At 69.1% G+C, this 24,546-nt stretch carries 25 protein-coding genes; 9 read left to right on the top strand and 16 right to left on the bottom strand.

Going from position 1 to position 24,546, the window contains the following annotated elements; translation table 11 throughout:
- Positions 1-9 precede the first annotated feature (9 nt).
- Entirely contained in the window at positions 10-516 is a 507-nt protein-coding gene (gene soxR, locus AB0J97_RS02820) for a redox-sensitive transcriptional activator SoxR (protein WP_364083640.1), read from the top strand.
- On the opposite strand, the gene AB0J97_RS02815 is transcribed toward soxR, so the two are convergent.
- Positions 482-937 carry a universal stress protein gene (locus AB0J97_RS02815; protein ID WP_364083637.1) on the bottom strand — a complete coding sequence of 152 codons (456 nt, stop codon included), beginning with the start codon at positions 935-937 and terminating at the stop codon, positions 482-484. The genes soxR and AB0J97_RS02815 overlap by 35 nt on opposite strands.
- 104 nt (positions 938-1,041) lie before the next feature.
- Positions 1,042-3,780: a replicative DNA helicase gene (gene dnaB / locus AB0J97_RS02810; protein ID WP_364083634.1), complete on the bottom strand. Its 2,739-nt coding sequence runs from the start codon at positions 3,778-3,780 to the stop codon at positions 1,042-1,044.
- A gap of 284 nt (positions 3,781-4,064) precedes the next feature.
- Here dnaB and AB0J97_RS02805 point away from each other — a divergent pair, with 284 nt between their 5' ends.
- Both AB0J97_RS02805 and AB0J97_RS02800 read left to right on the top strand, forming a co-directional pair.
- A complete protein-coding gene (locus tag AB0J97_RS02805; protein ID WP_364083631.1) occupies positions 4,065-5,366 on the top strand; it encodes an MATE family efflux transporter in 1,302 nt (433 codons plus the stop codon).
- A 122-nt stretch (positions 5,367-5,488) separates the two neighbouring features.
- The gene (locus AB0J97_RS02800; RefSeq protein WP_364083628.1) at positions 5,489-6,958 is read left to right on the top strand and encodes an amino acid permease; all 1,470 of its coding nucleotides are present in this window, start codon (positions 5,489-5,491) and stop codon (positions 6,956-6,958) included.
- Here the strand turns inward: AB0J97_RS02800 and AB0J97_RS02795 are convergent.
- The 7 genes from AB0J97_RS02795 to rpsF form a co-directional block, all read right to left on the bottom strand.
- On the bottom strand, positions 6,955-7,698 hold the full coding sequence (locus AB0J97_RS02795; protein WP_364083625.1) for an amino acid ABC transporter ATP-binding protein: 744 nt from the start codon (positions 7,696-7,698) through the stop codon (positions 6,955-6,957). The genes AB0J97_RS02800 and AB0J97_RS02795 overlap by 4 nt on opposite strands.
- A complete protein-coding gene (locus tag AB0J97_RS02790) occupies positions 7,695-8,555 on the bottom strand; it encodes an amino acid ABC transporter permease (RefSeq protein ID WP_357693368.1) in 861 nt (286 codons plus the stop codon). Before AB0J97_RS02790 ends, AB0J97_RS02795 begins: the two co-directional genes overlap by 4 nt.
- A complete protein-coding gene (locus AB0J97_RS02785; protein WP_357693366.1) occupies positions 8,552-9,421 on the bottom strand; it encodes an ABC transporter substrate-binding protein in 870 nt (289 codons plus the stop codon). The genes AB0J97_RS02790 and AB0J97_RS02785 overlap by 4 nt, the downstream gene beginning before the upstream one ends.
- Positions 9,422-9,713: 292 nt before the next feature.
- On the bottom strand, positions 9,714-10,160 hold the full coding sequence (rplI, locus tag AB0J97_RS02780; RefSeq protein WP_357693364.1) for a 50S ribosomal protein L9: 447 nt from the start codon (positions 10,158-10,160) through the stop codon (positions 9,714-9,716).
- 14 nt (positions 10,161-10,174) lie between these two features.
- Positions 10,175-10,411 (bottom strand): 30S ribosomal protein S18, encoded by a 237-nt coding sequence (gene rpsR / locus AB0J97_RS02775; protein ID WP_020543048.1) that lies wholly within the window; start codon positions 10,409-10,411, stop codon positions 10,175-10,177.
- A 63-nt stretch (positions 10,412-10,474) separates the two neighbouring features.
- Positions 10,475-11,038 (bottom strand): single-stranded DNA-binding protein, encoded by a 564-nt coding sequence (locus AB0J97_RS02770; RefSeq protein WP_364083620.1) that lies wholly within the window; start codon positions 11,036-11,038, stop codon positions 10,475-10,477.
- Positions 11,039-11,185: 147 nt separating this feature from the next.
- Positions 11,186-11,476, bottom strand: coding sequence for a 30S ribosomal protein S6 (gene rpsF / locus AB0J97_RS02765; RefSeq protein ID WP_026214314.1), 291 nt, complete (start codon positions 11,474-11,476; stop codon positions 11,186-11,188).
- 266 nt (positions 11,477-11,742) lie between these two features.
- On the opposite strand from rpsF, the gene AB0J97_RS02760 reads away from it, so the two are divergent.
- Positions 11,743-11,985, top strand: a complete 243-nt coding sequence (locus tag AB0J97_RS02760) for a hypothetical protein (RefSeq protein ID WP_364083617.1) — start codon at positions 11,743-11,745, stop codon at positions 11,983-11,985.
- Positions 11,986-12,043: 58 nt separating this feature from the next.
- Here AB0J97_RS02760 and AB0J97_RS02755 read toward each other — a convergent pair whose 3' ends face one another.
- Positions 12,044-12,223 (bottom strand): hypothetical protein, encoded by a 180-nt coding sequence (locus AB0J97_RS02755; protein ID WP_357693360.1) that lies wholly within the window; start codon positions 12,221-12,223, stop codon positions 12,044-12,046.
- Positions 12,224-12,299: 76 nt separating this feature from the next.
- Here AB0J97_RS02755 and AB0J97_RS02750 point away from each other — a divergent pair, with 76 nt between their 5' ends.
- The gene (locus tag AB0J97_RS02750) at positions 12,300-13,043 is read left to right on the top strand and encodes a deoxyribonuclease IV (protein WP_364083614.1); all 744 of its coding nucleotides are present in this window, start codon (positions 12,300-12,302) and stop codon (positions 13,041-13,043) included.
- A 128-nt stretch (positions 13,044-13,171) separates the two neighbouring features.
- Here the strand turns inward: AB0J97_RS02750 and AB0J97_RS02745 are convergent, their stop codons facing one another.
- From AB0J97_RS02745 to AB0J97_RS02730, 4 genes are all read right to left on the bottom strand, one after another.
- A complete protein-coding gene (locus AB0J97_RS02745; RefSeq protein WP_364083611.1) occupies positions 13,172-14,236 on the bottom strand; it encodes a mannosyltransferase family protein in 1,065 nt (354 codons plus the stop codon).
- On the bottom strand, positions 14,233-15,549 hold the full coding sequence (locus AB0J97_RS02740) for a glycosyltransferase 87 family protein (protein WP_364083608.1): 1,317 nt from the start codon (positions 15,547-15,549) through the stop codon (positions 14,233-14,235). The genes AB0J97_RS02745 and AB0J97_RS02740 overlap by 4 nt, the downstream gene beginning before the upstream one ends.
- Positions 15,546-18,011: a transglycosylase domain-containing protein gene (locus AB0J97_RS02735; protein WP_364083605.1), complete on the bottom strand. Its 2,466-nt coding sequence runs from the start codon at positions 18,009-18,011 to the stop codon at positions 15,546-15,548. Before AB0J97_RS02735 ends, AB0J97_RS02740 begins: the two co-directional genes overlap by 4 nt.
- Positions 18,012-18,242: 231 nt before the next feature.
- Positions 18,243-18,629, bottom strand: a complete 387-nt coding sequence (locus AB0J97_RS02730) for a DUF5318 family protein (protein ID WP_364083602.1) — start codon at positions 18,627-18,629, stop codon at positions 18,243-18,245.
- Positions 18,630-18,762: 133 nt separating this feature from the next.
- Here AB0J97_RS02730 and AB0J97_RS02725 point away from each other — a divergent pair, with 133 nt between their 5' ends.
- Entirely contained in the window at positions 18,763-19,347 is a 585-nt protein-coding gene (locus AB0J97_RS02725) for a PadR family transcriptional regulator (RefSeq protein WP_125640646.1), read from the top strand.
- 13 nt (positions 19,348-19,360) lie between these two features.
- Positions 19,361-20,440: an inositol-3-phosphate synthase gene (locus AB0J97_RS02720; protein ID WP_364083598.1), complete on the top strand. Its 1,080-nt coding sequence runs from the start codon at positions 19,361-19,363 to the stop codon at positions 20,438-20,440.
- A gap of 24 nt (positions 20,441-20,464) precedes the next feature.
- Here AB0J97_RS02720 and idi read toward each other — a convergent pair whose 3' ends face one another.
- On the bottom strand, positions 20,465-21,049 hold the full coding sequence (gene idi, locus AB0J97_RS02715; RefSeq protein WP_364083595.1) for an isopentenyl-diphosphate Delta-isomerase: 585 nt from the start codon (positions 21,047-21,049) through the stop codon (positions 20,465-20,467).
- Positions 21,050-21,155: 106 nt separating this feature from the next.
- Here idi and AB0J97_RS02710 point away from each other — a divergent pair, with 106 nt between their 5' ends.
- Positions 21,156-22,445 carry an MFS transporter gene (locus tag AB0J97_RS02710; protein ID WP_364083592.1) on the top strand — a complete coding sequence of 430 codons (1,290 nt, stop codon included), beginning with the start codon at positions 21,156-21,158 and terminating at the stop codon, positions 22,443-22,445.
- On the opposite strand, the gene AB0J97_RS02705 is transcribed toward AB0J97_RS02710, so the two are convergent.
- A complete protein-coding gene (locus tag AB0J97_RS02705; protein ID WP_364083589.1) occupies positions 22,425-23,849 on the bottom strand; it encodes a CCA tRNA nucleotidyltransferase in 1,425 nt (474 codons plus the stop codon). The two genes, AB0J97_RS02710 and AB0J97_RS02705, sit on opposite strands and share 21 nt — an antisense overlap.
- Before the next feature lie 130 nt (positions 23,850-23,979).
- On the opposite strand from AB0J97_RS02705, the gene AB0J97_RS02700 reads away from it, so the two are divergent.
- Positions 23,980-24,504: a YbaK/EbsC family protein gene (locus tag AB0J97_RS02700; RefSeq protein WP_357693343.1), complete on the top strand. Its 525-nt coding sequence runs from the start codon at positions 23,980-23,982 to the stop codon at positions 24,502-24,504.
- Positions 24,505-24,546: the final 42 nt, after the last annotated feature.

The raw sequence follows: 24,546 nt of genomic DNA, 5'->3' as shown, positions 1-24,546 counted from the left end.
GCTTCAGGTATGGTCGCCTGGAACAGCAAAGAACTGACGGTCGGACAGCTCGCCGAACGCAGCGGCGTGGCCGTCTCCGCGCTGCACTTCTACGAGACCAAGGGTCTCATCTCCAGCCGCCGCACCGCCGGCAACCAGCGCCGCTACCACCGCGACACCCTGCGCAGGGTCGCCTTCATCCGGCTCTCGCAACGGCTCGGCATCCCCCTCGCGACCATCGGGGACGCGCTGTCCGAACTGCCCGACGGGCGCACCCCCAACCGGGAGGACTGGGCCAGGCTGTCGGCCGCCTGGCGCGGCGAGCTGGACGACCGCATCGAGCAGCTCCAGCGGCTGCGCGACGACCTGACCGACTGCATCGGCTGCGGCTGCCTGTCACTCGACCGATGCCCGGTCGCCAACCCCTACGACCGGCTCGGCGAGGAAGGGCCGGGCGCCCGCCGCATGGACACCCGGCTGTCCCCGCCCAAAGTCTGCTGCGTCAGCCCTTCGGCGCCGCAACCGGCGGAACGATGAGCGTCGGCCGGTGGGCGTGGTGGAGCACATGGTTGGACACGCTGCCGAGCAGCACCGACCTGACCCCGGCCAGGCCCCGCGAGCCGGTCACGATGAGCGAGGCGTCGATCTCGTCGGCCACGTCGACGACCGTCTTCCAGATGGACTCGTTGTCGGCGACCGCGCGGTGGGTCACCTCGGGCAGACCGGCGGCGACAGCCAGCTCGGCGCCTTCCTTGGCGTAGTACTCGGCCTGGGCCTGCGCCTCGGTCTCGGTCTCCGGCGAGATCGCCCCCGCTGCCAGCGGGTACTTCCTCATCTGCACGAGCAGCGGCTCCCACACGGTGACGACGACGGTCGGCTGAGCGGCCAGATTCTTGGCGGCGAACTCGATGGCGCTGCGCGAATCCGCCGAGCCGTCGTAGGCGATCAGGATGGTCATGGCGTTCTCCCCTTTGCTTACGTCATCGGGTAGAGCGCCCTGATGATCGATCCCCATCCCTTCCGCGGCTGTCTGGTTTGTCACACCTTGACCGTCGTTTGGCGTCAGTGCTGGGCCATGTCCACGAAGCGGCTGTAGTGACCCTGGAAGGCCACGGTCACCGTGGCGGTCGGGCCGTTACGGTGCTTGGCCACGATCAGGTCGGCCTCACCGGCCCGGGGCGACTCCCGCTCGTAGGCGTCCTCGCGATGCAACAGGATGACCATGTCGGCGTCCTGCTCGATAGATCCCGATTCGCGAAGGTCGCTAACTGCGGGGCGTTTGTCCGTACGTTGCTCGGGGCCACGGTTGAGCTGCGAGATGGCGATGACCGGCACCTCAAGCTCCTTGGCCAGCAGCTTGATCGCACGCGAGATCTCCGAGACCTCGTTCTGGCGGCTCTCGGTCTTCTTCGGCGAGCTCATGAGCTGGAGATAGTCGATGACCACGAACCGCAGGTCGTTGCGTTGCTTGAGCCGCCGGCACTTGGCCCGGATCTCCATCATCGACATGTTGGGCGAGTCGTCGATGAACAGCGGCGCCTCGGCCACCTCGCTCATCCTGCGCGCGAGGCGGGTCCAGTCGTCGTCGCCCATCATGCCCGAACGCATCGCGTGCAGGGCGACCCTGGCCTCGGCGGACAGCAGACGCATGGTGATCTCGTTGCGGGACATTTCCAGCGAGAAGATGACAGTGGTCATTCCATGCTTGATCGCCGCAGAACGCGCAAAATCCAGACCCAGCGTGCTGTTGTGAGTGGGAATGCAGGTGCGGCCCGCCAGGTACATGTGGTCGGCGTTGTCGACCTCGACGCAGCGCACCGGACGGCTCTCGATCTTCCGCACATCGACGATGTAGCGGACCCGGGTCTTGGGATGCGCGGCATCGACCTGCCTGGCCGCCTTCCTCGGCAGCCGGAAGAGCTTGTCGGAGGTCGTGAAACTGATCATGTAGCAGGTCGAGCTCTCCTCGGTCCTGCCTCTGACCGGCTTGGTACGCATGGTCGCCTTGTAGCCGAGGCTCAGCACCAGCTCGTGCACGTCGGCGGCGAGGCGACGGCTGGTGACGGCGAACTGGATCTGCCCAGCGGCGTTGACGTGGCCGTCGGAGTCGAGCAGCCCGGCCAGCAGGGCGCGTCGCTGTCCCTCAGAGGCCCGCAGGTAGCCCGCCGGGATGTGCTTGTCACCGAGGACGCCCAGAGTGCGGAGGAGTCCTTGGACGGTGCCGTGGTCGAGAGGGCAGGCCCGACACCGCCGCAGCCCGCTCGAGGGACGACCGCAGTCGGGACACGTGGGCGCGGCCGGCTCCGGCAGGGTCATCTGGTAGGCGATCGAGGAGCCCACGCGGGTGACCCGGATGCCCTCGGCCTCGATGTTCTCGATGATCTCCGGGTCGACGGTGGAGAACCGCGCGCCCGTGCTGTGGCCGTCGCCCAGCCACACGCCGAGCACGTAAGGGGACAGCGGAAGCTCCCGCTCGGCCAGCGCGAAGGGCGCCGCCACCGCCACCGCGTGGTTGGGCCGCCCGTCGGCCGTCGTGCAGCGGAGGGTGGCGGCGATCTCCTCCGTCGTCACGACGTGCTGGTGCTCCGCGGTCGTGGCGGCGTTCTTCGGCGTGGTGATCCGCGTGTGCAGAGCGCTGTGGAGCTCGCCCGCCGGATAGGCGGGGGCATGCCAGGAAGAGCTCCTGATCGGGCCGCCGACGGCGGTGGGGACCTTCCCCATGGGGCCGACCTGCCGCTGGACGGTGTGGAGGACGTTGCGGAACTCCTCCCCCACGGTCTCAAGGGCCTCGCGATGCGTCACCGGCCTGTCCGGATGTCCGAACGCCGCGTCGCGGGCCTCTTCGACCCGCCGGACCGCCGCCGCCGCCGTCCAGTAGAGGGACGGCAGCGTGGCGGCCGCCCTCCTGGCCGCGCGCGAGGACGTACGCCATTGGTGCTGGGCGTCTGCGACGATCACCGTGCCGTCGCTGAACTCCACCTCGTAGCACGGCCTGTCGTCCATCACGTCGGTCGCCGCGACGACCCGGGTCGGCCTGCCGTCGGCTCCGATCAGCTCATCGCCGACCTCGACCTCGCCCATCGTCGTCCAGCCGGTGGGCGTGGGCAGTGGGGTGTCGAGGGCCAGGGCCTTGCCGATGGCCGGGCGGGCGGCCACGACGATCATCTGGCCCGGGTGGAGGCCGTTGGTGAGTTGGTCGAGGTCCTGGAAGCCGGTCGGGACGCCGACCATCTGGCCGCCGCGGCTGCCGATGGCCTCCAGCTCGTCGAGGGCGCCAGGCATGATGTCGGCCAGCGGCGCGTAGTCTTCCGACGTGCGGCGTTCGGTGACCTTGTAGATCTCCGCCTGGGCGCGGTCGACGAGGTCGTCGACCTCTTCGTTCTGGCCGCCGTAGCCGAAGGAGACGATGCGGGTGCCGGCCTCGATCAGGCGGCGCAGGATCGCCTGCTCGCGCACGATCTTGGCGTAGTAGCCGGCGTTGGCGGCCGTGGGGACGACCGCCGTCAGCGTGTGGAGGTAGGCGGCGCCGCCCACCCTGGCCATCTCGCCGCGTTTCTGCAGCTCGTCGAAGACGGTGACGGCGTCGGCGGGCTCGCCTCGGCCGTAGAGGTCGGTGATGACCTCGTAGACCATCTGGTGGGCGGGCCGGTAGAAGTCGTCGGAGCGCAGGATCTCCACGACGTCGGCGATGGCGTCCTTCGACAGCAGCATGCCGCCGAGCACGGACTGCTCCGCCTCGATGTTGTGCGGCGGGGTGCGATCGAAACCGGGGCCTCCGCCGCCCTCTTCGTCAATGCTCACCGCGCCCCCTCGAACAACCTTGCAGGCGGTCGCACCACCCCCACTTGTAGTCGACCGGTGTGACAGTTTCGCTGGTTCGGCGCGCGAGGGCAACGCGGCCTGTGGACAACGCTGTGGGTGAGCTGTGCACCAGCGCGCCCAGGGTGTGAAAGCTCTGTGGACGAGCCTGGGGATAACTCTTTCGGATATGCACCGATCATCGTCTGACCTGGGCAAACAGTGTCCACCGGCTGTGGAGGAAAGAAAGTTGGCCCGACACGCCGTGTAATGGCCATAATAGACAAATGCCCATTACACCCCAGGACCGGGAGATTTTGCGGCTCGCGCTGCCCGCGTTCGGCGCGCTGGTCGCCGAGCCGCTCTTCCTGCTCGCCGACTACGCCATCGTCGGCCACGGCCTCGGCACCACGGCCGTGGGCGCGCTGGGCGTGGCGGGGGCGGTCCTGGCGACGCTGGTGAACCTCTGCGTCTTCCTCGCGTACGGCACGACGGCGTCCGTGGCGCGGCAGAGCGGCGCCGGCAACCACGCGCGGGCCATGCGCAACGGCGTGGACGGCATCTGGCTGGCCCTGTCCATCGGCGTGGTGCTCATCGCCCTGGGCTGGCCGCTCGCGCCGGCCATGGTCGACCTGTTCGGAGCCGCTCCCGACCAGGCCGAGCTGGCCGTGACGTACCTGCGGATCAGCCTGCTCGGCGCGCCCGGGATGCTGGTCGTGCTGGCGGGCACCGGGGTGCTGCGCGGCCTGCAGGACACGGTCACGCCGCTGGTGGTGGCCGTGGGCTCGTTCGCGCTCAACGCGGCGCTGAACGCCTGGTTCGTGCTCGGGCTGCATTGGGGCATCGCCGGGTCGGCGTGGGGCACCACACTGGCCCAGACGCTCGGAGCCGTCGTCTACCTGGTCGTGGTGGTCAGGGGCGCCCGGCGGCTCGGCACGCCGCTCACGCCCGACCTCGCGGGCGTCCGGCAGGCCGGTACGGCCGGTCTCGCCCTGCTCATCCGTACGGTGTGCCTGCGGATCGTGCTGATCGTGGGCACGGTGGTCGCCACCAGGATGGGCCAGGCCCAACTGGCCGCGTACGCCATCGCCGGCCAGGTGTGGAACCTGATGGCCTTCGCCCTCGACGCGATCGCGATCGCCGGCCAGGCCATCACCGGACGCTCGCTCGGCGCCGGGGACACGGTCGTCACCAGGGCCGCGACCAGGCGGATGATGCAGTGGGGCCTGTGGTCGGGCCTGGCGCTCGGCGTGGCGGTCGTGGCGGCCAGGCCGCTGCTGCCCGGCCTGTTCGGCGCCGACCCGGCGGTGACCGACGAGCTTCTGGCCGTGTTGTGGCCGGTCGCGCTGTTCCAGCCGATCTGCGGGGTGGTGTTCGTGCTCGACGGCGTGCTGATCGGCGCGGGCGACCAGCGCTACCTGGCCTGGGCCGGGGTGTGGACGACGCTGGCGTACCTGCCCGCGGCCTTCCTGGCCGCCGAGCTCGGCCTGGTCGCGCTCTGGTGCGCGCTCGGGGTCTGGATGATCGCCCGGCTGGTCACCCTCACCCGGCGGGCGGCCGGCACGGCCTGGCTGGTGACCGGCGCGTAGCCGATCCGACCTGCCGCGTCACCCCGGCGGACGGCCGGAGTCCGGGTCACCGTAATCGTCTTGTGCTTGCCGTTGTCCAACTGGTGAGACAGCATGGGCGAGTTCCCTGAGCGGGGTGTTCCGTGTCCACGATTCTGCGACGACTGCCGCCGTCAGAGGCGACCGGGTTACGCACCGGCGCCCGCCACAGCCTGTCCGAGGTCTATCGCCCGGCCGACCTCGTGGTTCTCGGGCTCGGTGTGATCATCGGAGCCGGCATCTTCAGCGTCGCCGGCGAGCAGGCCCAGACCACCGCGGGGCCCGGCGTGATCCTCTCGTTCATGATCGCCGGGATCGCGTGCCTGCTGGCGTGCCTGTGCTACGCCGAGCTGTCGTCCACGATGCCGACCTCGGGCAGCGCCTACACCTTCACGTACGTCATCTTCGGCGAGGTCTGGGCGTGGATCATCGGCTGGGCGCTGATCCTGGAGCTGCAGTTCGCCGCCGCGGTGGTGGCCAGGGCTTGGGCGTCCATCGCGGTCAAGGCGGTCGCCGACTTCGGCGTACGGGTGCCGCAGTCCGTGGACGACGTGCTCGTCCTGGTCATCCTGGTGCTGCTGACGGGCATCGTGGCCCTCGGCGCGCGGGTCGGGCTGCGGGCGCTGTGGATCATGGTGTCGGCCAAGCTGCTGGCCATCGGGGCGGTCATCGTCGTGGGCCTGACCCACATCGACGTGGCCAACTACGGCGACTTCTACGTCGAGCCCAAGGTGTTGCCCGTGCGTCCGCGGACCGTCATCGAGCTCTTCGCCGGGCACGGCATGGCCTTCGGCTGGTTCGGCGTCTTCGCGGCGGCCTCGGCGATCGCGTTCGCCTACATCGGCTTCGACATCGTCGCCACCTCGGCCGAGGAGAGCGTCAACGCGCCGAAGGCCGTGCCCAAGGGCATGATCCGCAGTCTGGTGATCGCCACGGTCATCTACCTCGCGGTCGCGCTCGTCATGGTGGGCATGGTCTCGTACACGAAGATCAGCGGGGACGCGCCGCTGTCGAGCGCGTTCCGTGCCGTGGGCGTGGACTGGATGGTGCACGTCATCGACGCGGGGGCGGTGCTCGGGCTGACGACGGTGATCCTGGTGCTGATCGTGGGCCAGACGCGCGTGCTGTTCTCGATGGCCCGCGACGGGCTGATCCCGCGTGGCCTGGCCACGGTCAGCCGCAGGTACCACACGCCGACGCGGGTGACGCTGCTGATCGGGTTCATCGCGATCGTGCTGGCCGAGTTCGTGCCGGTGCTGACCATGCAGGAGCTGGTGGTGATCGGGACGCTGTTCGCGTTCCTGTTCGTGGCGGCGGGGGTGATCGTGATGCGGCGGCGCATGCCGCACCTGGAGCGCGGCTTCCGCGTGCCGCTCTCGCCGCTGCTGCCCGCGCTCTCGCTGGTCGCCACGCTCTGGCTGATGCTCAACCTGCGCGTGCTCACCTGGGCGTGGTTCGTCCTGTGGATGGCCTTCGGGCTGCTGGTCTACCTTCTGTACGGCCGCCGCCACAGCCTGCTCGCCACCCCGCGCGACGCCCCGGCCGAACCCGGCCGGGGCCGCCACCGCCGCTAGAGGCGTCCGGATTCGAGCACGCTGCGCAGGAACTCCCTGGTCCGCGGCTGCTCCGGCGAGGCGAAGATCTTCTCCGGCGGGCCCTTCTCCACCAGGACGCCGTCGTCGAGGAAGCACACGGTGTCGGAGATGTCGCGGCAGAAGCTCATCTCGTGGGTCGTGAGGATCATGGTCATCCCCGACTCCTTGAGCTCCCTGACGATCCCCAGCACCTCGACCACCAGCTGGGGGTCGAGCGCCGAGGTGACCTCGTCGAGCAGCATCAGCCTGGGCTGCATGGCCAGCGCCCTGATGACCGCCACCCGCTGCTGCTGGCCGCCCGAGAGCTGGTCGGGGTAGGCGCCGGCCTTGGCCGCCAGCCCGAATTTGGTCAGCAGCTCGTGCGCCTGTTCCTCGGCCTGCTCCTTGGACGTCCTGAGCACCCGCCGGGGCGCGAGCGTGACGTTGTCGAGCACGCTCATGTGCGGGAACAGGTTGAACGCCTGGAACACGATGCCGAGCCGCTTGCGCACGTCGTCGACGTCCACGCGGGGGTCGGTGATCTCCTGGCCGTCGAGGTGGATGGCGCCGTCGTCGACGGTCTCCAGCAGGTTCACGCAGCGCAGGAGGGTGGACTTGCCCGACCCGGACGCGCCGATCAGGCTGACGACCTCGTGCGCGCGCACCTCCAGGTCGATGCCGCGCAGCACGCTGTGACCGTGGAAGTTCTTCCACACCCCTTCGATGGTCAGCAGGCTCATGCGCCACGCCTCCTGCGCGTACGGGCGGCCAGGTGGTCGGTGAGCCTGGCCATCGGGATCGTGAGCAGGATGAACAGCAGCGAGGCGACCAGGTAGGGCGTGTAGTTGAACTTGCTGGAGGCGATGATCTGGGCCTGCCTGAGCGCCTCCAGCGGCCCGATGGTGGCCACCAGCGCGGTGTCCTTCTGCAGCGAGACGAAGTCGTTGAGCAGCGGCGGCACGACCCGGCGGGTGGCCTGCGGGAGCACGACGAACCGCATGGTCTTGACGTGGCTCAGGCCCAGCGAGCGGGCGGCCGCGACCTGGCTGGGGTGCACCGACTCGATGCCGGAGCGGAACACCTCGGCCACGTACGCGCCGTACGAGAGCGTGAGCCCGATCACGCCGAGCGTGGCCAGGTCCGTGGGGATGCCCTGCAGCCGCAGCGCGGGCAACCCGAAGCCGACGAGGTAGATGACCAGGATCGTCGGCACGCCGCGGAAGACGTCGGTGTAGAGCGTGGCCAGGGCCCTGATCGGGAAGAACGCGGGCGTGGTGATGCCTCTGGCCAGCGCCACCAGCAGCCCGACGATCAGGATCAGCGGCTCGGCGATCAGGAACATCTTGATGTTGAGCAGGAACCCGTCCAGCACGTGGGGCAGCGCCTTGACGAACCACTCGGGGGCGAAGAACGCCTCCTGAACCCGGGGCCAACCGGGCGAGTTCGTGACCAGGACCACGACCAGGACGATGAAGACGATCGTCGAGGCCGTGGCGATCGAGCCCGAGCGGCGCGCCCGCGACCTGCGGACGCGCTCGCGCTCAAGCTGCCGCTGCGAGGGGACGTGCTCGCTGGCGGGCTTACTCGTCGGGCTCACGACAACTCAGGCGCGCCGGCGGCCGAGCCCAGCCACTCCTGCTCGATCTTCGCCAGGTCGCCCTTCGACTTCAGGGAGTCGACGGCCTTGTCCAGGCACGGCTTGAGCGCGCTGCCCTTCTCCATGACCAGGCCGAACTCCTCCGGCGTGCCCGCGGTCGAGCTGAACTGGCCGACGATCTTGGAGTTGTCCACCTGGGCGGCCGTGACGTAGAACGCGGTGGGCAGGTCGACGACGATCGCGTCCACCTGCTTGTTCTTCAGCGCGTTCACGGCGTCGACCTGGTCGTTGTAGACGTTGGGCTCGGCGGACGGCTTGATGACGTCCTTGACCCCGGCCAGCGACGTGGTGCCCACCTGGACGCCGAACTTGGCGTCCTTGAGCTCGGCCACGTTCTTCGCCTCGGCGAACTTGCTGCCCTTGATCGCCACGACGGCCTGCTTGACCGTGTAGTAGCCCTTGCTGAAGTCGACCGCCTTGGCCCGGTCGGGGTTGATCGAGACCTGGTTGACGTCGAAGTCGAACTGCTTGGCCCCCGGCGCGAACGCGGAGTCGAACTTGATCGTGCTCCACTGCACCTCGGTCCGGTCGAAGCCGAGCTCGCCGGCCACCGCGAACGCCACCGCGCTCTCGAAGCCCTGGCCGTTGCTCGGGTCGTCGTCCTTGAACCACGGCTCGTAGGCCGGCTTGTCGGTGCCGATAGTGAGCTTGCCGCCGTTGACGAGCTTGAGCTGGTCCTTCGTGCACATGTCGGCAGCCGCGGAGCCGGTCGCCGTGGCCGCGGGGGCCGGTTGGTCCGCCGGGGCACATGCGACGGCCCCTACCGCGAGCACACCGATCGCGAGCAGCATCGTGGAACGGGCCATGGCAGAGCCTCCAGGGGGAAACACACACAAAGAACGCAGGCATTCTACGCGGCCCCCACGGGAAACAAGTGCGCAGGTCACCACGGCAGCCGGTCACGCGTGGGCGCGCGTCACGGCGGCCCGCCGGTGAAGGGTCAGCGGCCGTTCCCCTGGAGGGCCCTCGGCCGGAGCACGGCGGGTGGCCGGACCTGGCGCAGCCGTAAGGACCGGAAAAGGACACCGGCCACGGGCGGCGGGCACGGGAACGCGAAAAAGCCCCCCTCCTTGCGGAGAGGGGCTTGATCAGCGATCGTCAGCCGGCCACGACGTCGACGTCGACGGACGCCGACACCTCGGGGTGGAGCTTGACGGAGATCTTGTGCGACCCGACGCTCTTGATCGGGTTGCGGATCTCGATGCGACGGCGGTCGAGGGTCGGGCCACCGGCCGCCTTGACGGCGTCGGCGATGTCGCCCGTGGTGATCGAGCCGAACAGCCGGCCCGACTCGCCCGCGCGGGTGGTCAGCCGCACGCGCAGGGCGCCGAGCTGGCCGGCGACCTCCTTGGCGGTGCCGATGTCGCGGATCTCGCGAGCGTCGCGAGCCTTCTTGATGGTCTCGATCTGGCGCTCGGCGCCACGCGTCCAGCGCATGGCGTAGCCGCGCGGGATGAGGTAGTTACGGCCGTAGCCGTCCTTGACCTCGACGACGTCGCCAGGGGCGCCGAGGCCGGAGACCTCGTTGGTGAGGATGAGCTTCATGTCGACAGACCTCCTTAGCGCGCGGTGCTCGTGTAAGGCAGCAGAGCCACCTCACGGGCGTTCTTGATCGCGGTCGCCACGTCGCGCTGGTGCTGGGTGCAGTTGCCCGTCACCCGGCGCGCACGGATCTTGCCGCGGTCGGAGATGAACTTCCGAAGCAGCGCCGTGTCCTTGTAGTCGACGTATGAGATCTTGTCGTGGCAGAACAGGCAAACCTTCTTCTTGGGCTTGCGCAGTGCCGGCTTAGCCATCGTGGTGCTCCTCTCAGAGCCCCGCCTTTCGGGCGGGAATGGACTCGGGCTTGTGGACAGGTGTTAGAAAGGCGGTTCGTCGCTGAAGTCGTTGCCGCCGCCGAAGCCGCCGCCCTGGTTGCCGCCGCCGCCGAAGCCGCCGCCACCACCGCCACCGCCCTGGTAGCCGCCGCCCTGGGGCGGGGCGGGCGAGGCAGAGGCCCACGGGTCGTCGGCAGGGCCGCCGCCGAAGCCGCCGCCACCGCCGCCGCCGCCCTGACGGGTGGTGCGGTTGACCTTGGCCGTGGCGTTGCGCAGGGACGGGCCGACCTCGTCGACCTCGACCTCATAGACCGTGCGCTTCTCGCCTTCCTTGGTCTCGTAAGACCGTTGCTTGAGCCGCCCCTGCACGATGACCCGCATGCCGCGCTGGAGGCTCTCGGCGGCGTTCTCCGCCGCCTGCCGCCACACGTTGCAGGTCAGGAAGAGGCTTTCGCCATCCTTCCACTCGTTGGTCTGGCGATCCATGAACCGCGGAGTGGACGCGATGCGGAATCGAGCCACCGCTTGACCCGTCGGGGTGAAGCGCAGCTCCGGGTCGTCGACAAGGTTGCCGACGATGGTGATTACGGTGTCGCCTGCTGCCATGGCTAGCGCTCGCCTTCCTGCACGCCTTCGCTTGGGTTACGGCTCAGAGTACGGGTGCTCTCCGACAAAAAGCCGGTGGTCGTCAACAAGAAACCCGCTCGTCGGCCCGCCACCGGGACGGCGGCCCGCTTCGCGGCCTTCCTGCTGCTAGTGCACGTCCGGGCGCAGGACCTTGGTGCGCAGGATGCCCTCGTTGAGGTTCATCTGCCGGTCGAGCTCCTTGACCGTCGCGGGCTCCGCGGACAGGTCGATGACGGCGTAGATGCCTTCCGACTTCTTGTCGATGTCGTAGGCGAGCCGACGACGGCCCCAGACGTCGACCTTCTCCACGGTGCCGCCGTCGTTGCGGACCACGGTGAGGAACTGGTCGAGGGACGGCGCGACAGTGCGCTCATCGAGCGAAGGGTCCAGAATGACCATTACTTCGTAACGACGCATGCGGGACTCCAACCTCCTCTGGACTCTTGCGGTCACGACACTCTGCCGTGACAGGAGGACGCTGACGTCAGGCCGCGGCGCCCCATTTCGGCGCCCCGGGTCGATGGATCACCCATCACAACGCAGCGCTGCCCAGGTTACCAGCCACGAGTAGGTGGGAAAGCATGTAAGAAAGCAAGGGGGTGGCGGCTGTGCCACATGTGCTTCATCCCTCTGAAAGGGAGCGGTTCAGGCTCACGCTCAACACCGACGGACGCTCTCACCCGGTGGAGAACGGCCTGGCGGTCGCGACACTGGCGTGCGGTCTCGTGGCGTTCGTCGCCGCGTTCTTCCCCGCCGCCCACGTGATCTCGTCCTGGCTCGGCACGCTCGGTTTCGGGACCGGTCTCTACTCGCAGTACATCTCGGTGACCACGCCTCAGCGCTCGGTCAACATCGTGGGTCTGGTGGCCTCGTTCGTGGGAGCCGTGCTCGGCATCGCCCACGGCGGCTTCCTGCCGCATCCTTGACGGGCCCCCGTACGGCGAACGGCCCCGGTGACGCCCGGGGCCGTCGTGTGTCCGCGGCTCACCTGCCGATGTGCAGGTCGATGCCGAGCAGGACCAGGAACCAGAGGAACACCGCGAGCAGTGCCTCGGCGACGTCCCGGAGGAGACCCGGGGTGATGTAGTCGTAGATCCAGGCGACGTAGATTCCGACGATCACGTAGACCAATAAGAGCAGCGCCCGCAGCCGCCAGCGTGTCATATGCGTTCTCCTCGGGGGTAGGGGGTGCCGGGCGTCTTCCCGGGGGCGGTCCCGCCAAACGGATAAGCTCCTTGACATGCTGCGTATCGGAGCTCACGTCGACCAGGACGATCCCGCCGCTCACGCCGAACGGGTCGGCGCGGAGGTCGTGCAGTTCTTCCTCGGCGATCCCCAGGGCTACGCCAAGCCGGTGCTGCCGGACAAGCCGGTCGAGGGCGTCGACGTCTACATCCACGCGCCCTACCTGATCAACGTCGCCACGACGAACAACCGCATCAGGATCCCCAGCCGCAAGCTGCTCGAACAACATCTGAAGGCGGCCGCGGGGCTCGGCGCCAAGGGCCTGGTCGTGCACGGCGGCCACGTCAACAAGAGCGACGACCCGCAGGTGGGCTTCGACAACTGGCGCAAGGTGTTCGAGCGCATGGAGTGCCCGATCCCCGTGCTCATCGAGAACACCGCGGGCGGCGGCAACGCGATGGCCCGCAAGCTGGAGCGCATCGCCCGGCTGTGGGACGCGCTCGACGGCTTCGACGTGGGCTTCTGCCTCGACACCTGTCACGCGCACGCGGGCGGCGAGGAGCTGGTCGACCTGGTCGAGCGGGTCAAGGCGATCACCGGCCGGATCGACCTCGTCCACTGCAACGACTCGCGCGACGACTTCGACTCCGGCGCCGACCGGCACGCCAACCTGGGCCAGGGGAAGATCGACCCCGAGCTGATCCTGGCGGTCTGCCGCGCGGCCGGCGCCCCGGTCGTGGTGGAGACGCCGGGCGAGGGCCAGGCCGACGACATCGCGTTCCTGCGCAAGAACCTCTGAACGCGGCGCGAGAACCTCGGAACGCCGCACTGGGGCCTCGGAACGCCGCGCGGGAGCCTCTGGACCGAAAACACACAGCCTGTGGATAACTTCCCTGGATTACCGAGGCGAAGAAACGGGTAGAGACTTCAGCCCGCCCAGGCGCCCGTGAGAAAGCGGGCCGCGTTGAGGTACATGAGCGGCCCGCAGATCAGCGCGTACAGCACGATGACCCACGGCTTCCTGGTCGCCACCTTCGCGACCAGCACCCACAGCGGGAACCACAGCAGCAGCGAGCGCGGGATCGACAGGTAGTACGCCGAGGTCATCAGCGCCGCCGCCTGCAACCCGCAGTAGACGGCCTCGCTCCACCTGCGCAGCGCCAGCAGCCACACCAGCACGCCCACCGCCAGCACGGCCCCGGCGATCTCCATGCGGAAGGCCACCGCGAAGTCGTCGGTGCCCATGGCCGAGCTCCACGTCGTCCGCCACGCCTGCCAGGGCCACTCGAAGTCGCGACCCCAGCCGGCCTCCTGCGCGTGCTTCCACGCCAGCCAGTCCCCGGAGCGCCGGTAGTGGTAGAACGAGTACGCCGCCAGCGGCAGGAAGGGCACCGCCAGCCAGCCGGCCCGCCGCCACGACTCCCTGCTCCTGACGAACTCCACCGCCAGCGCGACCGCCAGGAACAACCCGGTGATCCGCACGCACGACGCCCCCGCGGCCAGCAGGACGGCCTGCGGCCAGCGTCCGAGGCGGGCGGCCAGCCACGCGGGGATCGCGAAGGCCAGGAACAGCGACTCGCTGTAGCCCGCCGACAGGAACACGGCCATCGGGAACAGCAGCAGCGCCAGCACCGCCATCCAGCCGGTCGCGCCCTCCAGCTCGGCCAGCCTGGCCAGCGCGACCATGGCCACCGCCCCGGCGACCAGCGAGATCAGCATCCCGCAGATCGCCCAGTCGGGCACCACGAGATGCACGGCCCGCAGCACGACCGGCAGGCCGGGGAAGAACGCGGGCAGGCCGTCGTCGTGCGGTTTGCCGGGTTCTCCGTCGTACCCGTACTGGGCGATCGTGACGAACAGGCCGGCGTCCCATTGGCGCCACTTGCCGGCGTACTCGGCGAGGGTCACGCCGAGCAGCGTCGACACCAGGAGCCCGGCCCGCGATCCGAGCCACAGCAGCAGCGCGTCCCGGCCGGCCGAGCGCGTGATCATGGTGTCTTCAGTACGAACCGGTCGGGGGCGTCGTCGAACACCCCGCCCGCCTGGTCGTCGATGTCACCCTGGCGCACCACGTCCCGTTCCGGGCGCAGGATGTCCCGGACGACGAACGCCATCATGATCCCGATGGTGATGACCCGTCCCCAGACCGCGGTGAAGTACGTGTCGTCCCCGATGCCCAGGTCGTCGCGGCTGAGCGGGGGCTGGGCGAGCAGGTAGAGCCAGATCGCCGCGAAGTACCAGACCTCGGCGAGCTGCCACAGCGCCAGCGGCTTCCACCTGGGCCTGGCCAGCACCGCGAACGGCACCAGCCACAACACGAACTGCGGCGACCACACCTTGTTCGTCATCATGAACGCGGCCAGGGCGAGGAAGCAGATCTGCACCAGCCGGGGCCGGCGCGGCGCGGCGAGCGCGAGCACGGCGATACCCAGGCACAACACGGCCAGCGCCACCATGCCGAGCGTGCTGACGTCGGCCTCGCCCAGGATGCCCCAGCCCTTGCGCTGGAAGAACAGCCATGGCGATCCCCAGTCGATCCCGCGTTCCTGGGAGAAGACGTAGAAGCGGCGCCAGCCGTCCCAGGCGAAGAGCATGAAGGGCACGTTCACCACGAGCCAGGCCCCCGCGGTCGAGCCCAGCGTCACCAGGAACGGCCGCCAGCGGGCGGTCCGCAGCGTGAGCAGGAACAGCGCGCCAAGGAACATCAGCGGGTAGAACTTGGTCGCGATCGCCAGGCCGAGCAGCACGCCCGCCAGCACCTGCCGCTTGCGCGCCCAGGCCAGCAGCATGCCCATCGACAGCGCGCCGGCGACCAGGTCCCAGTTGATGTACGCGGCCAGGATCACGGCGGGCGAGATCGCGTACCACAGCGCGTCCCACCGGCGGGTGGGCCCGGCCACCGCCGCCATCAGCAGGACGCCGACCACCAGGCAGATGCCGAGCAGCAGGACCGTGAGGTCGTAGAACCTGACGGCCTGGGCGACCTGGTCGAGGTCCAGCTTCCGCGAGATCCAGGCGATGACCTGCATCACCTCGCCCAGCACCACCGGGTACTCGACCTGCTTGTCGAACGGCACGTCGGCGAAGTACGGGTTCTGGGTCGCGAGCTGCCGGTCGAAGTACAGCGGGTAGATGTCGGTGTAACAGAAGTTCGTGTACGTCTGGACCTGGTCGTTCCATCCGCCGGCCCGGCACGGCAGCCGCACCACGTAGGCGAGGACGGCCCCCAGGGCGGCGATCAGCCCCAGGGGGAGGAACGGCACAGCACGCGCCGCCAGAGGGACGCGTGCCTCGGTCGTGGTCACCACTCCTCGTGTCTGGCGTTCATCTGGTGGGTGCCGGCCGGGCGGGAGTCGGGCACCTTGCCGCCTCCGCCGCCGCTCAGGATGCCGTGGTCGTCGGCCTCGGGGATGCCGGTGTCCTGCTGGGAGTCGTCGGTGACGTCACCGCCATCGTCGTTGCAGGGCGCGACCAGGCAGTCCTGCTGGTTGCCGTCGTCGAAGGGGTTGCCCGAGCCGTCGTCGAGCGGGCTTGTGGCGGTCGGCGTCGGCGTCGGCACCGGGCGCGGCACGATGTTCTCCGGCAGGCCGATGTCGGCCTTCTGCGGGAACTGCTCGATCGGCTTGCCCTCGTGCGCGGCGAGCATGAACCGCCGCCAGGTCGCGGTGGGCGGGCCGGCGCCCTCGAACCCGAGCGGGGCCTCCTCGGCCTTGGTGTACTTGTTGTTCGGGCCGTACTTCTTGCTCGGCTTGCCGCCGGGGGTCTCCGGGCAGTTGGCATGCAGGGGCTGGACGATTTTGCCCGTCTTGGTCACGCAGCGCTCGCGGTAGAACCCGACAGCCGTGGAGATCTGCGGCGTGTAGCCGACGAACCAGGCTTCCTTCTCGTTGTTGTTGGTGCCGGTCTTGCCGGCCGCGGGCCGGTTGCCGAGCCCCTGGCCCGCTGCGGTGCCGCTCCTCAGCACCTCCTGCATGGCGGTCGTCGAGTCGGCGGCCACCTCCGCGTCGATGACCCTGGTCGAGGTCCGCTGCTCGGGGTAGACGACCTGCCCGTTGAGCTTGACGTCCTGCACCACGTGGTACTTGGTGTACTTGCCGCCGTTGGCGAAGATCGCATACCCGGCGGCCTGCTCGACCGGCTTCACCAGGGCGCTGCCGATGGCGAACTGGAACTGGTGCTCCCTGACGTCCTGGTCCATGCGTCCCTTGTCGAACCCGGCGTTCTCCACGAGCTCCTTGACGTCTTCGAGCTGCCTGGGCAGCTTGAACGCCATCGACACGTACGCGGTGTTGACGGACTGCGCCGTGGCCTTGATCACGTCGACGGCCTGGCCGACGTTGTGGCTGTTGCGGAAACCGTCCTTCTGCTGGCCCGGGATGATCTTCGGCACGGTCTGGTTGCCCGGCACGTAGCTCTTGAGCGAGTAACCGGCCTGCAGCCAGGCCGCCAGCACGTACGGCTTGAACGCCGACGCGGCCTGCTTGCTGGCGTCGAAGGGCTCGTTGAACGGGTCGGTGAGGAAGTCGCGGCCGCCGTAGAAGGCCAGGACGCGGCCGTTCTTCGGGTCGACGGCGGCCAGGCCGGCGTGGAACTCCTTCGACATGTTCGCCGTCGTGGCCTCGACCGCCGTCTTGGCGGCCTTCATGAGCTTCTCGTCGAAGGTCGAGGTGATCTGGTAGCCGCCGCTCCTGACCATGTCAGGGGTGAGCTTGCGCTGCTTCAGCTCCTCCAGCACCTGCGTGATCATGTAGCCGCGCAGGCCCGCGTAGGCTTCCTTGGCGTCGCCCTTGTAGATTTTGGGGAACTTCGCCTTCGCCGGCAGGTCGCCGTACTTCTGGGGCCACTGCTCGGCCATGTACTTGATGGTCGTGCTCCACCGCTCGCGCAGGCCGGGGTCGTCGGGGCCCCAGCTCGGGCGCTGGATGCGCGCGGCCAGGTAGGCGCCCTGCTCGGGGGTCAGGCTCTTGGCGTGGACGCTCTTCCCGAAGTACGCCTGCGAGGCGGCCTCGACACCGTAGGCGAGGCCGAAGTTCACGGTGTTGAGGTAGCGGGCGAGGATGACTTCCTTGGTCAGCTCCTGGTTGAGCTTGACCGCGACGAAGATCTCCTTGAGCTTGCGCTTGACGGAGACCTCCTGGCTGAGGCCGTCGTAGTAGCCGCGGGCCATCTGCTGGGTGATGGTCGAGGCGCCCTGGAGCTGCTGGCCGGTCGCGGTCATCCACACCGAACGCGCCATGCCGGAGAGGGAGACGCCGGAGTCCTCGTAGAACGTCTTGTTCTCGATGGCGACCGTGGCGTCCTTGACGGTGTCGGCCATGTCCTTGAAGTCGACGGTCTGCCGGGGCACACCGAGCTTGGCGAGGACCTTGCCGTTGCGGTAGTAGAGCGTGCTCTGCTGCGCGACCGCCGACGCCTGGGTGGCCTCGGGCACCGGCGTGAGGTTGTAGGCGACCATGATCATGCCGAAGATGCCGGCCGCCAGCACGACCACGCTGGCCACGACGATCTTCCAGCTCGGCACGAACCGGCGCCAGCCGCTGCGCCTCTTGGTCGGCGGCCCGGGCGGCTCCGGGGGTTCGTCCTGCCCGCTCGCCCGGCGCGAGCGCCTGGGCGGCGCCTCGCCGACCATCGTCTCCTGGTTGCTCACGGAACGCGTGTCCTGCCGCGCCCGGGAGCGGGCGCGCGGCGGCGGCTCCTCGCGCCCCTGGGGCGCCCCGCGCCGGGGCTGCGGCCCGGAGGCGGGGTCGCTGTACGACTGCGCGGACATCGCGCCGGTCTGCTCATAGGCGGCTTCAGGACGACGCGGCGACTGCGTCGAACCCCAATCGGAGTCGCCGGTTTGGGGAGGAGAACCTGGGGGCACAGAACGGGATGAGTTGGAGCGACGGCGCCTTCCCGGGCGGGCCGTCCCCTCATTCATGCTGTTACTCACACGTCCTCGCATCGTCGTCGGATAAAAACGGCGTATGGGCGTGAGGTGACTCGCCGCCCTCGGTGTTCACGGTTGGCCGACGAGGTCTGGCGGTCCGTTGCCGAGGACGAACGAGACCGTCAGGTGGTTCCAGGAACAACCTTGGCAGACCTCGACGACGTACACCCGGAACTCATCGTAATCATGGGCCATTTCGACAAGCTCTGACGTGGCCTTTGCCTGACCGGCATGCCGCCCGAGCGAATCGCCGTAGACATAGGTCACGTTGGTGACGTTCTCCCTCTCGCACACCGGGCAGAGACGTTCGGTCGACTCGCCGAACACGCGGGCTGCGCGAAGGAGGTACGGCTGTGCGTCACAGAGGTCTCCGCGCGAGGCGCGGCCCACCTCAAGGGAACGGACCGCTGCCCGCTTGGCGAGGCCGTAGTCCACCACCCTCCGCTGTGACCACATGAGCGCCAGACTACGGCGTTTTACCGAATCATCCCAACGGCTTGGCAAATCCTTTGATTGCGGCCTTATAGCGAATCGACGTATCCTCTGGATGTATCGACTCGATACATCGACGCGAGAGGAGGCGATTCCAGTGGCCAGCGGACAAGGCAGAGTTCTGGAGCTCGCCGTTCTCGGGTCGCTGCACGAACAGCCGCTACACGGCTATGAGCTGCGCAAACGGCTCAACGCCCTGTTGGGCATGTTCCGTGCGTTCTCCTATGGATCGCTGTACCCCTGTCTGCGATCGCTACTGGCCCAGGGCCTCATCGTGGAGGAGCAGCCCGCTCCCGCCACGATGGTCGGCGGCCGGTCGAAAATCGTCTACAAGCTGACCGCCGAGGGCAAGGAACGCCTCCAGGAGCTGCTGACCCAGGCCGGCCCGTCAGCCTGGGAGGACGAGAGCTTCGGTGTGCACTTCGCCTTCTTCAGGCACACGGAGGCCGAGGTGCGCCTGCGCATCCTCGAAGGCCGCCGCAGCCGCCTGGAGGAGCGCCTCGACAGCGTGCGCACGGCGCTGGCCCGTACCAGGGAGAGGCTCGACAGCTACACGCTCGAGCTGCAGCGCCATGGGCTTGAGTCGGTCGAACGCGAGGTGCGTTGGCTGAACGAGCTGATCGCCACGGAGCGGCGGGCCTCGGAAGGGCCCGAGAGAGATACCACGTCAACTGATGAGTAAGGGAGCGAGTGCGATGGGTTCGGTTCGCGTGGCCATTGTCGGTGTCGGCAACTGCGCGTCTTCGCTGGTCCAGGGTGTCCACTTCTACAAGGACGCGGACCCGGCCGCGCGAGTGCCGGGCCTGATGCACGTGAAGTTCGGTGATTATCACGTGGGCGACGTCGAGTTCGTCGCCGCCTTCGACGTGGACGCCAAGAAGGTCGGCCGCGACCTGTCGGAGGCGATCGTCGCCAGCGAGAACAACACCATCAAGATCACCGATGTGCCCCCGACGGGCGTGACCGTGATGCGCGGTCACACCTTCGACGGTCTGGGCGAGTTCTACAGCGAGATCATCGAGGAGTCCGACGAGGAACCCGCCGACGTGGTCAAGGTGCTCCGCGACAACCAGGTCGACGTCCTGGTGTCCTACCTGCCGGTGGGCTCGGAGGAGGCCGACCGCTTCTACGCGCAGTGCGCCATCGACGCCAAGGTGGCGTTCGTCAACGCGCTGCCGGTCTTCATCGCCTCCGACCCCGAGTGGGCCGAGAAGTTCACCGAGGCCGGCGTGCCGATCGTCGGGGACGACATCAAGTCGCAGGTCGGCGCCACGATCACGCACCGCGTGCTGGCCAAGCTGTTCGAGGACCGCGGGGTCGAGCTGCTGCGCACGTACCAGCTCAACTTCGGCGGCAACATGGACTTCATGAACATGCTGGAGCGCAAGCGCCTCCAGTCGAAGAAGATCTCCAAGACGCAGTCGGTCACCTCGCAGATCCCGCACGAGATGGGCAAGGCCGACGTGCACATCGGCCCGTCGGACCACGTGCCGTGGCTCGACGACCGCAAGTGGGCGTACGTGCGCCTGGAGGGCCGCTCGTTCGGCGACACGCCGCTGAACCTGGAGTACAAGCTGGAGGTCTGGGACTCCCCCAACTCCGCCGGCATCATCATCGACGCCGTGCGCGCCGCCAAGATCGCCCTCGACCGGGGCATCGGCGGCCCGATCCTGTCGGCTTCGTCGTACTTCATGAAGTCGCCGCCGGAGCAGTACTCCGACGACGAGGCCCGCGAGTACGTCGAGAAGTTCATCAGGGGCGAGGTCGAGCGCTGACCGGTGGCCCCTCGCGGCCGCGGCTCAGCCGCGCGCGGCGGGGGGCAGTTCGTCGTCGGGGGCGGGACGCCAGGCCAGCGGGTCGGCGCCCAGCTCACTGAGCAGCGGCACCTGCTCCCTGCACCACGGCGAGATCGCCAGCAGGCCGCTCAGCACGCCCTCGGCGAACTCCTTCCACGGCATCCAGCGCACCTCGCCCACCTCGTCGGGGTTGGGCGCCACCGGGGTGTCGACCGTGACGCGGTAGACCGGGCACAGCTCGTGCTCGACGATGCCGTTGCCCATGACGGCGCGGTAGGAGAAGCCGGGCAGCATGAGGTCGGCGCGGCCGGCGTCGAGGCCCAGCTCGTAGGAGAGCCTGCGGAGGACCGCCTGGGCGGGCTTCTCGCCGGGCAGCGGATGGCCGCAGCAGCTGTTGGTCCAGACGCCCGGCCAGGTGATCTTGTGGTCCGCCCGCCTGGTGAGCAGCACGCGGCCTTCAGGGTCGAAGACGTAGCTGGAGAAGGCTAGATGGAGCGGGGTCTCCTGGCCGTGCACCGACGTCTTGGGCGCGGTGCCGAGCGCGTGCCCCTCGCGGTCGACCAGCACAACGTGTTCCTCAGTGGTCACGCTTCGAAGCGTACGAGATCCCGGCGCACGTTCGTAACCCGCCGGGCATCTGCCGTACCAACCTCCGGCGCATCCTAGTTCAGGCACTCGGGGCTAGGCTGACGGGGTGTCATTCGTCGCCGATCTCCGCGTCGTCCTTCAAGGCCGTGACTTCCGACGGCTGTTCAGCACGCGGCTGGTCTCCCAGTTCTCCGACGGGATCTTCCAGTTCGGCGTCACGAACTTCGCGTTCTTCAGCCCCGAGAAGCAGACGACCGCCCTTGCGGTGGCCGCGGGCCTCGCCGTGCTGTTCCTGCCGTACAGCGTGCTCGGGCCGTTCGTCGGGGTGTTCATCGACCGGTGGTCGCGGCGGCAGATCCTCGTCATCGCGCCCTTCGTGCGCGGGGGGCTGCTGCTGGTCGCCGCCGGGCTGGTCGCCGCCGACGCGCCCGACCCCGTCTTCTACGCGGCCGCGCTCGGCGTGCTCGGCGTCAACCGGTTCTTCCTGGCCGCGCTCGGCGCCTCGCTGCCGCACGTGGTGCCGTCCGACCGGCTGATGGCGGCCAACGCGGTGACGCCGACCTGCGGCACCGTGGTCACGTTCGTCGGCGCGGGCGTCGGGTTCCTGCTGCGTGAGGTGTTCGGCGACGGCGACGCGGGCATCGCGCTGCTGCTGGTCGTGTCGGGCGTGATGTTCGGGCTGAGCGCCCTGGTCGCCCGCACGATGGACCGCGCGCTGCTCGGCCCCTCTTACGACCCCGGCCAGCCGCAGGCCCGCGAGGCGCTGCGCAACGTGGTCGTGGGCCTGGTCGACGGCGCCAGGCACCTGGCGAGCCACCGCGACGCCGCCGCGACCATGGGCGCGATGGCCGCCCACCGCTTCCTGTACGGCATGGCCACCGCCCTCGGCATCATCCTCTACCGCTACTACTTCACCGACGGCGATCCCGACGCCGCGCTGCGCGGGATCAGCCTGGTGGTGGCCACCTCCGGCTTCGGCTACTTCCTCGCGGTGATCATCACCCCGTACGCGACCGAGCGGTTCGGGATCGGCCGCTGGGTGGTCATCGCGCTGTCCTCGGCCGGCGTGCTGGCGGGGGCGTTCGTCCTGCCGTTCCAGACGTGGGGGCTGCCGGTGGCCGGCTTCGTGCTGGGCGTGGCCGGGCAGAGCGTCAAGATCTGCGCCGACACGACCGTCCAGCGCGACGTCGAGGACGCCTATCTCGGCCGCGCCTTCTCGATCTACGACATGCTCTTCAACGGCATGTACGTGCTGGCCGCCGCGCTCTCGGCGGCGATCCTGCCGCCCAACGGCAAGTCGTACCTGGCCGTCGTGATCATCGCGGTCGGCTACCCCGTGGCGGCGCTGGTCTACCGGATGGTCACGACGTCGTCCTCACGCTCCCAGGTCGTGTGACCTCGCCCAGTCGAGCAGCGCCTGGGTGGCCGCCTCCTTGCCGAGCACGCCCTTGTCCAGCCTGAGGTCGAGCAGGAACTTGTACGCCCGACCCACCACGGGCCCGGGGCCCACACCGAGGACGGCCTGGATCTCGTTGCCGTCGAGCTCGGGCCGGATCTTGGCCAGCTCCTCCTCCTCGGCCAGCCGGGAGATGCGCTCTTCGAGCTGGTCGTAGGTGCGCGACAGCGCCGCCGCCTTGCGCTTGTTGCGCGTGGTGCAGTCGGCCCTGGTCAGCTTGTGCAGGCGGCCGAGCAGGGGGCCGGCGTCGCGAACGTAGCGGCGCACCGCGCTGTCGGTCCACTCCCCCGTGCCGTAGCCGTGGAAGCGCAGGTGGAGCTCGACGAGCTGGGAGACGTCGGCCACGACGTCCTTGGGGAACCTCAGCTCGGTCATGCGCTTCTTCGTCATCTGCGCGCCGACCACCTCGTGGTGGTGGAACGACACCCGCCCGCCGGCCTCGTGGCGGCGGGTCTTGGGCTTGCCGATGTCGTGCAGGATCGCGGCCCAGCGCAGGATGCGGTCGGGCTTGCCGTCCTCCTCCTGGGCGATGGCCTGGTCGAGGACGGTCAGCGAGTGCTCGTAGACGTCTTTGTGCCGGTGGTGCTCGTCGATCTCCAGGCGCAGCTTGGGCAGCTCGGGCAGCACGTGGGCGGCCAGGCCGGTCTCCACCAGCAGGCGCAGGCCCTCGCGCGGGTTGGCGCCGCAGATCAGCTTGTCGAGCTCGTCGCGGATGCGCTCGGCCGAGACGATCTCGATGCGCTCGGCCATCGCGGTCATCGCCGCCAGGGCGGCCCGGTCGACGCCGAAGCCGAGCTGGGAGGCGAACCGCGCGGCCCTGAGCATGCGCAGCGGGTCGTCGGCGAACGAGCGCTCGGGGGTGCCGGGGGTGCGCAGCAGCTTGGCGCGCAGGTCGTTCAGGCCGCCGTAGGGGTCGACGAACTCGTGGCCGGGCAGGCGTACCGCCATGGCGTTGACCGCGAAGTCGCGACGCTCAAGGTCGGCCTCCAGGGTCTCGCCGTAGGCGACCTCGGGCTTGCGCGACTTGGGGTCGTAGGACTCGCTCCGGTACGTCGTGATCTCGATCAGCCAGTTGCCCTTGCGCAGGCCGACGGTGCCGAAGTCGATGCCGATCGTCCACACGGAGTCGGCCCAGTCCCTGACGACGTCGAGCACCCTGTGGGGGTTGGCGTCGGTGGTCAGGTCGAGGTCGTTGCCGACGCGGCCCAGCAGGATGTCGCGCACGGGCCCGCCGACGAGGGCCAGCTCGTGCCCGTGGTCGGCGAACAGGCGGCCGAGCTCGTCGGCCACCGGTGCGATCTTGCGGAACAGGTCGTGCATCGCCCGCTGCTGGCTTTCGGTCATTGTTGAGTCGGACAAACCCTGTCGGTCCTTCGATTCCGGAACATATCCCCCGAGCCACATCAGGTCCGGGTTACCGTCGGTCTGGGGACCGTCGGGGGCCATGGAACAGGGCGAGACGGAGGAGGACTTCATGAAGGACGCCCTCGCGATCCACCGCTGGCTCCTCGCACACCAGGTCCATCATGAGATCGTACGCCTTCCGCGCCCCATGACTTGCGCGGAGGAACTGCCGGAGACGGTCTCCGCGGCACCCGGGCGGTGCGTCGTGGTCACCGTGTTCGACGTCGCCACCAGGATCGGCAGCGAGGTCGTCGTCGCCGTCGTCTCCACGGCGGCGGCCCCGCCCCAGCCCGGCGTCGTCGGGGGCCTGCTGGGGGCCCGCCAGGTGCGCCCGGCCCCGGCCTTCCTGGTCAACTCGGCCACCGACTACACCGGCGGGCTCGTCTGCCCGCTGCTGCTGCCGGAGTCGCTGCCGGTGCTCATCGACGACCGGCTCGTCGCCGACGACGCGGCCGTCTTCACCGCCACCGGGGAAAGGCACACCGCGCTCTGTCTTCGTGCGCTCGACCTGCTGAATCTTCTCACCGGCAAGACGGTCGACCTGCGGGTGCCGCGACCGCGGGGCACCCGCGAGGCGGTCGCGCCGCGGCACTGAACCCGTACCATTGCGGGCGTGCGCCGTCGTACCCCAGCCCTG

Origin of the sequence: Nonomuraea sp. NPDC049607 (assembly GCF_040675375.1) — a bacterium.
Taxonomy (GTDB): Bacteria; Actinomycetota; Actinomycetes; order Streptosporangiales; family Streptosporangiaceae; genus Nonomuraea.
Note: the sequence above shows the minus strand (reverse complement) of the source record. Positions and strands in the feature narration are given on the sequence as shown.

Excerpts from the sequence above, each read along its gene's own strand:
- AB0J97_RS02735 (WP_364083605.1), bottom strand. The coding sequence starts at position 18,011 with ATGTCCGCGCAGTCGTACAGCGACCCCGCCTCCGGGCCGCAGCCCCGG.
- AB0J97_RS02770 (WP_364083620.1), bottom strand. The coding sequence starts at position 11,038 with ATGGCAGCAGGCGACACCGTAATCACCATCGTCGGCAACCTTGTCGAC.
- AB0J97_RS02720 (WP_364083598.1), top strand. The coding sequence starts at position 19,361 with ATGGGTTCGGTTCGCGTGGCCATTGTCGGTGTCGGCAACTGCGCGTCT.
- AB0J97_RS02750 (WP_364083614.1), top strand. The coding sequence starts at position 12,300 with ATGCTGCGTATCGGAGCTCACGTCGACCAGGACGATCCCGCCGCTCAC.
- AB0J97_RS02705 (WP_364083589.1), bottom strand. The coding sequence starts at position 23,849 with ATGACCGAAAGCCAGCAGCGGGCGATGCACGACCTGTTCCGCAAGATC.
- rplI (WP_357693364.1), bottom strand. The coding sequence starts at position 10,160 with ATGAAGCTCATCCTCACCAACGAGGTCTCCGGCCTCGGCGCCCCTGGC.
- rpsF (WP_026214314.1), bottom strand. The coding sequence starts at position 11,476 with ATGCGTCGTTACGAAGTAATGGTCATTCTGGACCCTTCGCTCGATGAG.
- rpsR (WP_020543048.1), bottom strand. The coding sequence starts at position 10,411 with ATGGCTAAGCCGGCACTGCGCAAGCCCAAGAAGAAGGTTTGCCTGTTC.
- soxR (WP_364083640.1), top strand. The coding sequence starts at position 10 with ATGGTCGCCTGGAACAGCAAAGAACTGACGGTCGGACAGCTCGCCGAA.
- AB0J97_RS02805 (WP_364083631.1), top strand. The coding sequence starts at position 4,065 with ATGCCCATTACACCCCAGGACCGGGAGATTTTGCGGCTCGCGCTGCCC.
- AB0J97_RS02785 (WP_357693366.1), bottom strand. The coding sequence starts at position 9,421 with ATGGCCCGTTCCACGATGCTGCTCGCGATCGGTGTGCTCGCGGTAGGG.
- AB0J97_RS02755 (WP_357693360.1), bottom strand. The coding sequence starts at position 12,223 with ATGACACGCTGGCGGCTGCGGGCGCTGCTCTTATTGGTCTACGTGATC.
- AB0J97_RS02795 (WP_364083625.1), bottom strand. The coding sequence starts at position 7,698 with ATGAGCCTGCTGACCATCGAAGGGGTGTGGAAGAACTTCCACGGTCAC.
- AB0J97_RS02745 (WP_364083611.1), bottom strand. The coding sequence starts at position 14,236 with ATGATCACGCGCTCGGCCGGCCGGGACGCGCTGCTGCTGTGGCTCGGA.
- AB0J97_RS02815 (WP_364083637.1), bottom strand. The coding sequence starts at position 937 with ATGACCATCCTGATCGCCTACGACGGCTCGGCGGATTCGCGCAGCGCC.
- AB0J97_RS02730 (WP_364083602.1), bottom strand. The coding sequence starts at position 18,629 with ATGTGGTCACAGCGGAGGGTGGTGGACTACGGCCTCGCCAAGCGGGCA.
- AB0J97_RS02700 (WP_357693343.1), top strand. The coding sequence starts at position 23,980 with ATGAAGGACGCCCTCGCGATCCACCGCTGGCTCCTCGCACACCAGGTC.